Source organism: Mesorhizobium sp. M1078 (assembly GCF_040318615.1).
Taxonomy (GTDB): Bacteria; Pseudomonadota; Alphaproteobacteria; order Rhizobiales; family Rhizobiaceae; genus Mesorhizobium.
The window spans coordinates 1-12707 of sequence record NZ_JAMYMP010000063.1; the positions used below are offsets into that span (position 1 = coordinate 1).

The following is a 12707-nucleotide window of genomic DNA, read 5'->3' on the forward strand; positions in this document are numbered from 1 at the left end:
GACTGCGGTTACCTTCAGGGCATGCATCGTGAGATACTCGGCGATGAGGCGCCGCATTGCGGCATCATCGTCAATGACAAGAACATGTTTCAACGGCACACCTCGTTTTGGGGTTGCGCCCCGATCAGGGTTGCATTACATGAAGCTGCAAGCAAAGGCATGTATTAGTGATGACATTACTTGAAATTGAACAACTGGTTCTCAAAACCCTCAACGCTCTAGTTGCCGAAAAAGTAGAGGTGTCGATGACAACAAGAATGCGGGATCTCGGCCTCGACAGCCTCGACTATAACGAGCTTGCTACGGCGATCGAGAGCCGACTTGGCTGGTTTGTCGACGATTACAAGCTCTGGCAATACGAGTCCGTAAGGCATGTCGCCGACGCCGTCGCCAGTCAGGAGTTGCGCACCGCGGAACCACCAGCAGTGCGACAAGTGCTGGAGTAGTGCTGTAGGCACAGGTTACGGTGAGGGCAGCTTGGGCGGCGGTAGCTATTGCCATTGCTCCGCTGTGGTTTCTATTCGTGACTGGTCCAGGGCACCAATGCTGACGGTCGTTGTCAGGCCACCCGTTGAATTGTTGTCAGAGGCAACAGTGCCCACCACACCATCCCAATTGGTGGTCGTATAGACCGACATGTAGTCACGGAACACGCTCTCACTATACGTGGTCACGATCGTTGCCGTCGTACCGGTTGGCACGAGGGCCGACCACACTGACAGATAGACCACACCAGAATTGAAGATGCTTTCCACCTGAGCGAGAAGGGTGGCAGCCACACCCCCAATCGTCATACTGTTGACGGTCACTGCACTTTCGGTCTCAGTTGTCACGATGACACGACGATTAGCGTGTGGCGCGACAAGCAGCGGAATGCTGGTGTGGGTGTAAACGGTCGTGGCAGTCGAGTCTTCGTGAGTGCCATTGAAGACCAGATCTATCGGGAACATTTTCTCCCAGACGCCCGAGCTGCGCACATAGACCTGTCGAGCCTTGGTCCAGAGGCTTGAGATTTTCACCCATACGGCTCTAGCCGCCCCCCAGACCCCGGAGGCTTTGACGTAAAGGGCCATTACGGCTGCACCCAGAAATCACCGTCCACGCCGCCAGAAGGGGCAGCGGCCGAGATCGTGACGCTGCGATTTGCCATCGTGCCGACGCCGAGAAGCGCCTTGGTCTGGGCAATGGACTGCGGTCGACGATAATTGTCCCCGGTGCCGTCACTCGACACGCGACCGACGAAGCTCGTCACAGCGTCGGCACCTGTGGCGTAGGTCGAGCGGTACAAACGCGTCGTGATATCACCAGCGCCATCGCGCTGAGGCGATGAACATGTATGGCGAGAGCAGAACGTTTGGGGCGGGACGAAGAGGTTGCGGAGGGCTGACAAGGTCGAGACGAAGCGTTGCAGGCCTCCCGGCGATGGGACCTCTGCATCATCCGCTCCCGTTTTCGCGGCGGCACATGGGAATTCTCCGCTCCGTTGTTCAACCCCTTGTGCGACCGGTGCTTGACGTCCGGCATCACCTGTCGCTTTGCCGCTCCATACGAGCGCAGCTAGTCGGTGATCATGCGCTTCGGCGCGAGCCCCTGCTTCTTCAACGGCCGCGTCAGCAAGCGCTTGGCGGCCTTGGTGTTGCGGCGGTTTTGCACGATTTCGTCCAGCACATATCCATCCTGGTCGACGGCGCGCCACAACCAAAGCTTTTTGCCGGGCGATGGTGACGACCACTTCGTTCAGGTACCAGACATCATTCCGGCACGGCGGCTTGCGGCGCAAGCAGCGAGCGCAGTCCAGCCCGAACTTAGATGCCCCACCGGCGACTTGTCTCATACGAAACCACGATGCCGCGTTCCAGCAGCATTTCCTCAACCAGGCGCAGGCTCAGCGGAAACCGGAAATAAAGCCAGAGCGCGTGGGCGATAATAGGCTGCGGAAATCGGGGGGCGTGTAGCTGACGGCGGGCGTATTCATGCCCCCCGGCGTCCATGTCGCAAATCTTGACGATTGCTTTGTGTGTCAAGCCCGCCGCAGGTCTCAACGCTGACATTGTGAAAATCGCCCTATTCCGCCTTTTTTTACCGCCCCTTAAGTCCCCCGCTCGCATGCTTGTCGATGCATTGAACTCATAGCCATCGGCCAAGGATTTTGGAAAATATGTTTCCGCTCGCAGCAGAAAACGTGAGAGTCGCTGTAGGCCTAACGTCAAGGGGAGAGAGCGGTTTGATTGGACGAAATGGGTACCGGAGTACCGAGTCATGAAGCCACGAGGTAATCTGGTCCGACTGAAGCAATTTCAGGTGAATGAGAAGCGACGACAGTTGCACCAGCTAGACATCATGATTGCCGATTTCGAACGCATGGCGCGAGAACTGGAGTTCCAGATAAACGCCGAGGAAACGAAGGGCGGCATCTCCGATGTCAATCATTTCGCTTATCCGACGTTCGCCAAGGCCGCTCGCCTACGTCGTGACAACGTCAAGAATTCGCAATCGGACCTTCTGCGGCAGAGAACCGCAGCCGAGCCATGCCTCGCCGAGGCTGAAGCAGAGCTCTCCAAGGCGCAATTGCTAGAATCGCGCAGCGGCAGAGGCCACGACCTCGAACCCGGCAACCGAAGCGCCATGATCGGCTGAGCCGGACGGCTTCAGCGCGCCTCAATTCGCGACACCGACTGGCCGTTGGCACGCGAGAGGCGTGCGGGCACTGTAAAGATATCAGCGTCTTGATGCAGCGATAGCTGGTCGGGACGGCTGTCATGCTGCGGCGACATACGCGATTTTGTCCAGATTTGCATAGCGGCGTTACGCAGGTATGGGGAAAGTGGAATTGGTTGGCAATCGGATCATCGGTGGAGACGAACCGCTGCCGGCGGACCGGCGCCTGGCGGCAACGCCTGGCGCTTTCGGCGGCGGCGGCAACGGCAAAGCAGGCTGGCCGCGTCGAGGATGAAGCGGCCCCTGCGTGATGCCGTTCTGCTCACGGCCGGGAGACGGGGTCGGCCCCGCCGGCCGGATGCTGCTCGCTTGGCGCGGCACCGTAAAGTCAACCGACAGCTTATGAAGATGTGCTTACATTGGGCCATGTCAGAAGTTGCTCGTGGACCGCTCTATGGTCGCCACCGCTTTCCCCCGAGATCATTGCGCACGCGGTATGGCTCTACTTTCGCTTTCCGCTCAGCCTGCGCATGGTTGAGGACATGCTGGCGGCCCGCGGCATCATCGTCACGCATCAGACCGTTCGAAGCTGCGCGCAGAAATTCGGACGGCATTTCGCCCAGGAGATCAATATCAGCCGGCTGCCTGGGCGACAAATGGCATCTCGACGAATGTGTCGTGGCTATCAGTGGCAAGAAGCAGTGGCTCTGGCGTGCCGTCGATCAGGACGGCTTCGTCCTCGAAGTGCTGGTACAAAGCCGCCGAAATGCCAAGGCGGCAAAGCGTCTGATGCGCAAGTTGCTGAAAGCTCAAGGGCGGACACCACGGATCATGATCACCGACAAGCTCCGATGCTATGATGCCGCCATGCGCGACCTCATGCCCGGCGTCGAACACCGGTCGCACACAGGCCTGAATAATCGAGCGGAAAATTCGCACCAGCCGACCCGACGACGCGAAAGGATCATGAAACGCTTCAAGTCGGCACGCCAGCTTCAGCGGTTCGTTTCCATCCATGATCCGATTGCCGACCTGCTCACTTTCCCTGCAATGCGCTGTCATCGGCTCAACATCGAGACCTGCGTAACGCCCCCATGCAAATCTGAACAAAATCGCGTGTGTCGCCACAGCGTGACAGCCGTCCCGGCCAGCTATCGCTGCATCAAGCCGCTGAAACTTACAGTGCCGGGCGCGCTGCTACCTGAATTTCCTTAACGCTCATTCAATGTGACAGCACCGATTCTTCTCAACCGCGGCATGCCCTAAATCGTCACTTGCGTTCCGATCTCGACGACGCGTCCGGTCGGGATCTGGAAATATTCGGTCGCATCGGCGGCCGTGCGTGCCAGGCCGATGAACAGCTTGTCCTGCCACACCGGCATGCCCGAATTGGGCGAGGCTTTGAGCGAGCGCCGCGACAGGAAGAACGACGTCGTCATGATGTCGAACTTCCAGCCCTGCTTGCGGCAGATCGCCAGCGCGCGCGGAATGTTGGGCTGCTCCATATAGCCGAAGGTCAGCGTCACCCGCATGAACAACTCGTTGACTGTCTCCATCTTGACCCGCTCGCTGTCGGGCACCAGCGGCTGCGGTGCGGTGACCACCGACAGAATGACGTTCTGCTCGTGCAGCACCTTGTAGTGCTTCAGGCTGTGCATCAGCGCTGTCGGCGCGCTTTGCGGATCGCTGGTCAGGAACACGGCGGTGCCCGACACCAGCTGCGGCTTCTTCTTCAACAGATTGCCGGCGAGGAAATCGAGCGGGATTTCGTTGCGCCGGGTCTTGTCGAACAGATAGCGGCTGCCGCGCACCCAGGTCCACATCGCCAGAACGATGGTGAAGGCCACCGCAAGCGACGCCCAGCCGCCCTCGAACACCTTGACGATGTTGGAGGCAAAGAAGCCGATGTCGATGAACGCGAACACCGCCGTCATCGCCACCGCCACCCACAGGCGCCATTTCCAGATGCGCGTCATGACGACGAACAGCAGCACCGTCGTCACCAGCATGTTGCCGGTCACCGAGATGCCATAGGCGGAGGCCAGCTTGCTCGATTCGCCGAAACCGACGACCAGCAGCATCACCGCCAGCGCCAGCAACAGATTGACGCGCGGCATGTAGATCTGGCCCGACTGCCGTTCCGAGGTGTGCAGGATTTCGAGGCGCGGCAGCATATTGAGCTGCACCGCCTGCCGGGTCAGCGAGAAGGCGCCGGAGATGACCGCCTGGCTGGCGATAACCGTCGCCGCGGTTGCCAATACCACCATCGGGATCAGCGTCCAGCCTTCGTTCATCTCGAAGAATGGATGGCCGACGACGCCGTTCTTGGCCAGCACGAAGGCGCCTTGCCCGGCATAATTGAGCAGCAGGCAGGGAAACACGATCGCCAGCCAGGCCAGCACGATCGGCTTGCGGCCGAAATGGCCGAGATCGGCATAGAGTGCTTCGGCGCCGGTGACGGCGAGGAAGATGGCGCCGATGGTCACGAAAGCGACGTCGGGCGAATTGATCAGGAAGGCGACGATGTAGTGCGGGCTCACCGCCCACAGGATTTCTGGATCGGCGATGATGTGGTTGAGACCGGAAAGGCCAATTGCCAGGAACCATACGGCGGTCACCGGGCCGAATACCAATCCCACCCCGCCGGTGCCGAAGCGCTGCACCGCGAACACCATGGCCAGGATGACCAGTGTCAGCGGCACCACATAGGGCTGGAAGGTCGGCGTGACGACGTTCATACCCTCGACCGCCGACAGCACCGAAATCGCGGGCGTGATGACCGCGTCGCCGAAAAACAGCGAGGCGCCGACGATGCCGATGCCCAGGATCACCGCCGACCGCTTGGGGAAACTGCCGCGCGCTAGCGCCATCAGCGACAGCACGCCGCCCTCGCCGCCGTTATCGGCGCGCAGCACGAACATGATGTACTTGATGGTGACGATGATAGTCAGCGACCAGATGATCAGCGACAGCACGCCGAGGATATCGCCGCGCTCGGCGACATTGCCGCCCGACGACGCCACCAGCGCCTCACGGAACGCGTAGATCGGGCTGGTGCCAATATCGCCATAGACAACGCCGAGCGCGCCTAGCATCAGCACCTTGGTGCTGTGCTGTTCGATTTCGGGATGGCTCGATTGTTCGACGGGTTCTGCCTCGCTACCAGCATTGGTAAGGGCCATGGACGACACTCCGATAAGGGGCGGCCCTCTACCTTTGCTGCACTGCAATATCAAGTGCCGCGACGTAATGGCTCCGGATGCGGACCGCATTTGTTGCCGCACCGGCGGATTGTCTCATACGAAACCACGATCCCGCTCCCGGGCCATTTCCTCGACGAGACACAGGCTCAAGGGGACCTGAAGGAGGGCCAGACCGGATGGGCGATGATCTGCGGCAGGAAACGATGGCGCTGCTTGTAGCTGACGGCATATCTTTCTCCTTTGTGTGTCTGCCAGACGAGCGGGCGGGCACGGAAGTGGTCGCGCTCTACTGCCAGACATACTCGTCCAACCTGATGAAAACCTGACTTGTACACCCAGCCCAAACAGGTGCGAGGGGTCGGTCTATTACCAAAGGCTCTGAGGGCTGATTCTCTAGGGTTCCCGCCCAGATTGATCCGTGACCCTTGTTGTGTACCGCCGCGGGTTGATCGGAGGCTCCAACTCCTGAGAAGGTGAAACCATGACAAGCAAGGCGACCAACAAGTTCTCTCCCGAGGTCCGGACCCCCCGCGGTGCGGCTGGTTCTGGATCACGAACGCGAGCATACGTCGCGGTGGGCGGCGGTTTCATCGATCGCCGCCAAGATAGGCTGCAAGAAAGCCGAGCGTGACGGCGGCGTGCGCGCCGGAGTTCCCACGGATGCTGCGACGAAACTGAAGGCTCTGGAACGCGAGAGCCGCGAGCTTCGCAGGCCAACGAGAGCAAGGCTTCCTCGTATTTTGCCCAGGCGAAGCTCGACCGCCGGTTCAGGCCACGATCGCGTTCATCGACGATCACCGCAAGGCGCATGGGGTTGAGCCGATCTGCAAGGTGCTGCCGATCGCCCCGTCGACCTACCACGACCATGTCGCCAAGCGCGTCGACCCCTGCCGGCTGTCGGCTCGGGCAAGATGGGATACAGCCTCGAAGGATGAGGTCCGACGGTTTGAGGCGAACTTCCGCGTCTACGGCGTTCGCAAGGTCTGGCGGCGGTTGCATCGCGAGGGCTTCGAGGTCGCCCGCTGCACGGTTGCCCGCTTGATGAAGGCCATGGGCCTCGAAGGCATCGTCCGCGGCAAGCCGATCCGCACTACGGTGAGCGACAAGGCCGCACCTTGCCCTCTCGACCACGTCAACCGCCAGTTCCATGCTCCGGCGCCGAACATGCTGCGGGTCTCCGACTTCACCTGCGTCGCGACCTGGACGGGCTTCGTCTATGTCGCCTTTGTCGACACCTATGCCCGTCGGATCGTCGGCTGGCGGGTGAGCCGGACGGCGCATGCAGCCTTCGTTCTCGATGCCCTGGAACAGGCTCTCCATGATCGGCGGCCCGCGCGGGGAGGCGGGCTCATCCATCACAGCGATAGAGGCAGCCAAGGCGGATTCAACCGGATCGTCGCAACACCGGCATCATACTGTCCCCCAAGGAGCTGGTCGAGGAGTTCGGCAGGTGTTTTCCAGCCGAGCGTTTTGCGCGGTCTTGTGTTGATAGCATGGGCGACTGCGTCCAGTTCCCGGGCTGTGTGCCGACTGAGATCCGTGCCCTTTGGAAAGTACTGTCTCAGCAAGCCATTGGTGTTTTCGTTGGAGTCTCGCTGCCACGGGCTTGGGGATCGCAGAAGAAAATCTCGAGCCCGGTGTCGATGCGCAGGTCGGCTGCTGCGCCATTTCCGCTCCATGGTCCCAAGTCAGCGACTGACGCAGTTGCTCGGGAAGTTTGCCCATGGATCGGGCTATGGCTCTGCGGACTGCTTAGCGCCGTGGCCGGCAAGTGGTGGACCGTTCTTGATGCGCAGGCTCTGCTGATAGCCATGCATGCGCGGCAGGTGAAGCACGCATTGTGAAGCGTGAACTTCGTTCCACGAGCGTACCGATCGCCTAGCTTCCGAGGCCAAGGATGAGGTCGCCTTCCCAATGTCCGGGGACAGCCCGATCGGCAATTTCGGCCGGACGGTCGCTTATTATAAGGGCGTCTCCAATGAAGGACTTGTTGCGAACTCGGGCCCGTTCGCGCGGTACGCGCAACGCTCGGCCTGAACGCAGACATGCGGTAAGTCCTCGGCGCAATGCTCCGCGTCCTTGAATGTACAAGGACTGATAGATCGTCTCGTGGCTGATCCGCATGGTTTGATCCTCTGGGTAATCGATCTGAAGCCGATTTAGCGATCTGCTCGGGGCTCCAGGCTGCCGACCACCTCCGGCTCTGTCGTTTTTTCCATACCCACCTTGGGGCCCTCGAATGAGGCGCCATTGGGATTGGTGACTTTGCCGGCCAAGCGCTCCTCAACATTCACGCAGAGCCGGATTGACCGCCAGCTTGCCAGGAGGCCGGCGGGACTCACGATCGGCGTGCCATTGGGCGGCACTGGCCGGTAATCCAGATTGCCGCTGCGCGTCGCGGCATTGCGCCTGACCTCCCGCGAGATTGTGCTCGGCGGCCGACCTAGCTTACGAGCAATGGCCCGGATGCCGATTCCCTTGGCAAGCTCAAGCGCAATATCCTCGCGCTCCCGAAAGAAAGATATCGCCCCGAAGGCGGCTTCGCCCACGGCGCCAAATGCGTTGGCGGCATCCCTCCTGCACTCCGAAACCAGCGCGGACCAAGAGGCGTTGATGTACCGGCATCCAGTGCGGCCTCCTCGCTCGAATGTCCCAAGGCAATAGCTTGCCAGAACCGGAAGCGATTCTCACGCTGCCAGGCAGGCGGACGCCCGGGCGAATCCAGCTTCTTTCGAGTGCACCGATCTAAGCGCGTTGGTGAACCATCATTGCAACCTCCAATCCCTTGGTGTTGCGACGACCGGTTGAATCCGCCCAACACGTCAGCATTCAATACACCGAGCGCTTGGCGGAGGCCGGCGTCGAACCCGCAGTGGGCAGTGTCGGCGACTCTTTCGATAATGCTCTCGCCGAAACGATCAACGGTCTTTACAAGGCCGAGGTGATCCATCGACGCGGACCCTGGCGCTCATTCGAGGCCGTCGAGTTCGCCAAGCTCGAATGGGTCGACTGCTTCAACAATCGCTGGCTGCTGGAGCCCATCGGCAACATCCCGCCGGCCGAAGCCGAGGAACGCTACTATGCCATGTTGGATGAACCAGCCATAGCCGCGTGACTCAAACGAAACGGCCTCCGGAATGCCCGGGGCTGTTCACATCGCATTTGATGCCAGCTTCATCGTATTTTCTTCGGCTTGGACGGGCACTTGGCAGACCCACAGAGCTGGGAACCCTTTGCCATACTACAACTGTAACATCATATCGGTTTAGCAGGTCAAGCTTCGGTGGTAACCTCATTTGGGTAGAATAACTACTTTGGAGGCGAGCAATGGATCGCGATAACAAACGGGCACGTGCAGCTGCAAGATCATCTCAAGGCGGGGGGAGCAGTAGCCTCCGTGACGTTCCAGAGGGGCCATTGAGCGATGTTGCAGAACGGCTGGTAACCGCTAACCCGCGCGATACAGCGCGAAATCTCGGGGGCTTCAAAGGCCTCGGGACGCACGAGCGAACAGCCGTTCGGGGCACTCAACCCGGGCCAGAAACTGACCTCGCGAGATTTGAAAGGCGGACCAATCGGCTTGGACGATCAGCCATCAATCTGGCCGCGACATTAACAGCCGAATTGGGGTACAGCACGGATGACATAGCATTGCAGAAAGTCGGAGCGGCCAGTAATCTAGGCGATTACCTAACGCCAGGGCTGCAAGATGCTATTGTTAATCGCATTGGCAACATGGATCCGCCGTCGCAAGCTCTCGGAGCTTATTACGTTGCGCCACACTTCAGTAAGTTTACTGACGAAAACAAATCTCGCATTCTTGATCAAGCCATTGGATTGGCTTCTTCTGATCCGGATGGCAATGTCAGGATGATGGCATCCAATGCTATTCTCAACATGTATCAACAGTTAGACGCAAATCAACAGGCCCAAGCTCACTCAGTTTTTCCCGGCATGCAACACATCTTGCCGCACATGCCGCCGCCGCAGCATGCAGCAGAGGAACGGAGTGCGAATCTGGACGGCCACATAGCAGGTATTGAGGCTGCAGTCCGTGATACAGTAGGCCCGCAAACCTCCTATGAACAGCTGCAGCGGGGTGCTCAAGTCGGGCGGTCCATAAGCCAAGCCTACAATCACGCCCGAGAGGACCTCATGGAGGCCACCCGAAGCAGAGATCGCTCCGGCCGTTGAGGTCTCGGCCATGGTACAGTGACGCTTTCTCTCCCGAATTCCGTCTACGGCCTTGCCGTTTCCAATTCGCTGGCCGTTGACGTACAAAAACCACGTCTGCCGGGTGATGCGCTGCAAGCATCGCACCACCCACTGCGGCATCGATCTGTCGAGCGGCGACATCGCGCGACGCCGGTTCGGTCTCTGAAGCACGCGCAGCATTAGCTACGGCTAATCCGGCAATGGAACAATGCTTTCAACAAAAACGACGCCCCCCAACATAGCCATTAGCATCGCGTGCTCACTCGCCGTGGGCTTCTGTGCGGCAAGTCTTTACGCAACCTTCCGCCACGGCGGCAGCGGCGAGGCTCTGATGGCGTTTGATGTCCGTGCCTTTTGGTTTGAGACGCCCTTCTATTTGGGTTTCGCAACCCCCGTTTTCTATCGGGGCGCGGCTATCGTGCTCTCGACGTCCGCGGTCGTCTTGCTGATTCAGCAGATCGTATTGCGCCGCAAGCTCGAACACCACGGGACGGCTCGTTGGGCTCGAGTGGATGAAATGCGACGCACGGGATATCTGCGACGATACCGTGGCGTGACAGGGCCGGTGTTTGGGAAGACAAGTGGCCCTTTCTGGCCTGGCTACTACCTGACCAATGGCGAGCAGCCTCACAGCCTCATCGTTGCACCGACCCGCGCTGGCAAGGGCGTCGGCATAGTCATTCCAACGCTACTTACATTCAAAGGCTCGGTGATAGCTCTGGACGTCAAGGGGGAGCTCTTTGAGCTCACCTCGAGGGCGCGCAAAGCCGCAGGTGACGACGTGTTTAAATTCGCGCCGCTGGATTCGGAGCGGCGCACAAACTGCTACAATCCGCTGTTGGATCTTATAGCGCTGCCTCCACAGCAGCAATTCACCGAAGCCCGCCGCTTGGCCGCAAACCTGATTACGGCCAAGGGGGAGGGCGCGGAAGGTTTCGTCAGCGGCGCGCGAGATATCTTTGTCGCGGGAATCCTTGCCTGCATCGAGCGGGGCACGCCAACAATCGGCGCCGTCTATGACCTCTTCGCCCAGCCGGGGGAGAAGTTTAAGCTCTTCGCGCGACTCGCCATGGAGACTCAGAACAAAGAGGCACAACGCATCTTCGACGACATGGCGGGGAACGATACGAAAATCCTAACCTCCTACACTTCCGTGCTCGGCGATGGCGGGCTCAACCTGTGGGCGGATCCCGCTGTAAAGGCGGCCACAAGTCGCTCGGACTTTTCGGTCTATGATCTTCGCCGTCGCAGAACGTGCATCTATCTTTGCGTTGGTCCGAACGACCTTGAGGTGATCGCGCCTTTGATACGCTTGTTTTTTCAGCAAATCGTTTCAATTCTGCAGCGGTCGCTGGCCGGCCGGGATGAAAAGCACGAGGTTCTCTTCCTGCTCGATGAGTTCAAGCACCTGGGTAAGCTGGAGGCGATCGAGACCGCAATCACGACTATCGCGGGCTACAAGGGGCGTTTCATGCTCATCATCCAAAGCCTTTCGGCACTGACGGGGGCTTATGGAGAGGCTGGCAAGCAGAATTTTCTCAGCAATACCGGACTGCAAGTGTTCATGGCCACGGCTGATGACGAGACTCCAAACTACATTTCCAAGGCCATCGGTGAATACACGTTTGAAGCCAAATCGATTTCCCACAGCCAGGCGCGAACGTTCGACTGGACCATTCAGAATTCACATCAAGGTGCACCGCTATTGCGTCCCGAACAGGTTCGGCTGCTCGATGACGACTACGAGATTGTTCTCATCAAAGGTCTGCCACCATTAAAATTGAGGAAGGTGCGTTATTTCTCGGATCGCATTCTGAAACGCATCTTTGAACGCCAGACAGGCGCCCTCCCGGAGCCGGCGCCCTTGACGGGAGCAGAGGAGGCGCTCTCCGCCGAATCTCAACTCGATGACCCGCTGTGTGAATTGGCGCAGGACTTTGACGATACAGTTTGATGTGAGGCTGTGTGGACCCCGCGAGAAAATCCATCCCGTGTAGCAGCTTTGTGGCAGGTGCAGGACGCCGGCTTGGAAGAGGGGCAAGCGGGCCAAGCCCGGCAACTTGAGCAGCACGTGTCCGAGGCGCTCCGGCCGCTGTTCGATGGTCGAGCTGACGAGCCGCCAACCAATCCAGAGGAGCTTCTGCGACTGGAACAGGGGGTTTCGCGAGGTGCTTCAGCGAGGGCAGGATCATCAAGCCGCCTCGTCTTTTTTCAGCAACCCAGGGATGCCCGATGGACGGGATGACCTCAACAGAAGCGTGTCGGAGGCTTTCGCAAGCTCTGGGACGCCGGAGTTCGGGCCGCCGCCCCCAGTCTTGGCTGCCAGCCAACAGCAGATCCGCCCTTCGCCGGATGAGCTTGACCATGCAACCACCTGCCACCCGAGTGAGTCGTCCCAACAATGAACATTCACCAGCGCTGTTGTGGTCAGCGCAGACGCAGAGGGCCCTGAATGCGCCGCAAGCCGTCGCCATTCAGCAGCAGCTGAGCGAAATCGGCAATTCAGGCGGCCGCGTGCATATGCAGAGAGGGGCTGATGCGATCTCCGGACCGGTAGCTCTCGCTGTAATTGATCAGGCTGGTACTGTTGGAAGGCTTGATCAGCCTCGTCACCCCAATCTCCAGCATAGC

General features: G+C 59.6%; 8 protein-coding genes, 7 pseudogenes and 1 other annotated feature. Of the genes and pseudogenes, 9 read left to right on the top strand and 6 right to left on the bottom strand.

The features are described 5' to 3' along the window. Positions 1-93 (bottom strand): annotated as a pseudogene (locus NKH38_RS32350) (DNA-binding response regulator); the annotation flags it as partial. A gap of 77 nt (positions 94-170) precedes the next feature. Here NKH38_RS32350 and NKH38_RS32355 point away from each other — a divergent pair. Further along, a complete protein-coding gene (locus NKH38_RS32355) occupies positions 171-446 on the top strand; it encodes an acyl carrier protein (RefSeq protein WP_023679571.1) in 276 nt (91 codons plus the stop codon). Between the two features lie 45 nt (positions 447-491). On the opposite strand, the gene NKH38_RS32360 is transcribed toward NKH38_RS32355, so the two are convergent. The 3 genes and pseudogenes from NKH38_RS32360 to NKH38_RS32370 form a co-directional block, all read right to left on the bottom strand. Further along, on the bottom strand, positions 492-1073 hold the full coding sequence (locus NKH38_RS32360) for a hypothetical protein (RefSeq protein ID WP_352765714.1): 582 nt from the start codon (positions 1071-1073) through the stop codon (positions 492-494). Next, positions 1073-1252, bottom strand: coding sequence for a hypothetical protein (locus NKH38_RS32365; protein WP_031194388.1), 180 nt, complete (start codon positions 1250-1252; stop codon positions 1073-1075). Before NKH38_RS32365 ends, NKH38_RS32360 begins: the two co-directional genes overlap by 1 nt. After that, positions 1249-1975 (bottom strand): annotated as a pseudogene (locus NKH38_RS32370) (IS6 family transposase). Before NKH38_RS32370 ends, NKH38_RS32365 begins: the two are co-directional and overlap by 4 nt. Positions 1976-2259: 284 nt before the next feature. On the opposite strand from NKH38_RS32370, the gene NKH38_RS32375 reads away from it, so the two are divergent. The 3 genes and pseudogenes from NKH38_RS32375 to NKH38_RS32385 all read left to right on the top strand — a co-directional run bounded on the left by NKH38_RS32375 (position 2260) and on the right by NKH38_RS32385 (position 3764). Continuing rightward, positions 2260-2637, top strand: coding sequence for a hypothetical protein (locus NKH38_RS32375; RefSeq protein WP_023690673.1), 378 nt, complete (start codon positions 2260-2262; stop codon positions 2635-2637). 233 nt (positions 2638-2870) lie between these two features. Further along, positions 2871-3034 (top strand): annotated as a pseudogene (locus tag NKH38_RS32380) (DUF1403 family protein); the annotation flags it as partial. Between the two features lie 50 nt (positions 3035-3084). Next, positions 3085-3764: pseudogene (locus tag NKH38_RS32385) on the top strand (IS6 family transposase). A 156-nt stretch (positions 3765-3920) separates the two neighbouring features. On the opposite strand, the gene NKH38_RS32390 reads toward NKH38_RS32385, so the two are convergent. Continuing rightward, positions 3921-5840 (bottom strand): potassium transporter Kup, encoded by a 1920-nt coding sequence (locus tag NKH38_RS32390; RefSeq protein WP_352904835.1) that lies wholly within the window; start codon positions 5838-5840, stop codon positions 3921-3923. A gap of 197 nt (positions 5841-6037) precedes the next feature. Between NKH38_RS32390 and NKH38_RS32395 the strand changes: the two genes are divergently transcribed. Both NKH38_RS32395 and NKH38_RS32400 read left to right on the top strand, forming a co-directional pair. Beyond that, a complete protein-coding gene (locus tag NKH38_RS32395) occupies positions 6038-6187 on the top strand; it encodes a hypothetical protein (protein ID WP_023703136.1) in 150 nt (49 codons plus the stop codon). A 155-nt stretch (positions 6188-6342) separates the two neighbouring features. Next, positions 6343-7238, top strand: a pseudogene (locus NKH38_RS32400) (IS3 family transposase); the annotation flags it as partial. Then, positions 6594-6710, top strand: a sequence feature (AL1L pseudoknot). (Overlaps the previous pseudogene by 117 nt.) On the opposite strand, the pseudogene NKH38_RS32405 reads toward NKH38_RS32400, so the two are convergent. Next, positions 7217-8643, bottom strand: a pseudogene (locus NKH38_RS32405) (IS30 family transposase). The pseudogenes NKH38_RS32400 and NKH38_RS32405 sit on opposite strands and share 22 nt — an antisense overlap. 30 nt (positions 8644-8673) lie before the next feature. On the opposite strand from NKH38_RS32405, the pseudogene NKH38_RS32410 reads away from it, so the two are divergent. From NKH38_RS32410 to virD4, 3 genes and pseudogenes are all read left to right on the top strand, one after another. After that, positions 8674-8976 (top strand): annotated as a pseudogene (locus tag NKH38_RS32410) (transposase domain-containing protein); the annotation flags it as partial. A 536-nt stretch (positions 8977-9512) separates the two neighbouring features. Beyond that, positions 9513-10055 (top strand): hypothetical protein, encoded by a 543-nt coding sequence (locus tag NKH38_RS32415; protein WP_245264609.1) that lies wholly within the window; start codon positions 9513-9515, stop codon positions 10053-10055. Positions 10056-10284: 229 nt separating this feature from the next. Further along, positions 10285-12030: a type IV secretion system ATPase VirD4 gene (gene virD4, locus NKH38_RS32420; RefSeq protein ID WP_352463798.1), complete on the top strand. Its 1746-nt coding sequence runs from the start codon at positions 10285-10287 to the stop codon at positions 12028-12030. Positions 12031-12707: the final 677 nt, after the last annotated feature.

What these genes read in the sequence shown, in the direction of transcription:
- NKH38_RS32355 (WP_023679571.1), top strand. Translation starts at nt 171, where the DNA reads ATGACATTACTTGAAATTGAACAACTGGTTCTCAAAACCCTCAACGCT.
- NKH38_RS32360 (WP_352765714.1), bottom strand. Translation starts at nt 1,073, where the DNA reads ATGGCCCTTTACGTCAAAGCCTCCGGGGTCTGGGGGGCGGCTAGAGCC.
- NKH38_RS32375 (WP_023690673.1), top strand. Translation starts at nt 2,260, where the DNA reads ATGAAGCCACGAGGTAATCTGGTCCGACTGAAGCAATTTCAGGTGAAT.
- NKH38_RS32390 (WP_352904835.1), bottom strand. Translation starts at nt 5,840, where the DNA reads ATGGCCCTTACCAATGCTGGTAGCGAGGCAGAACCCGTCGAACAATCG.
- NKH38_RS32395 (WP_023703136.1), top strand. Translation starts at nt 6,038, where the DNA reads ATGGGCGATGATCTGCGGCAGGAAACGATGGCGCTGCTTGTAGCTGAC.
- virD4 (WP_352463798.1), top strand. Translation starts at nt 10,285, where the DNA reads ATGCTTTCAACAAAAACGACGCCCCCCAACATAGCCATTAGCATCGCG.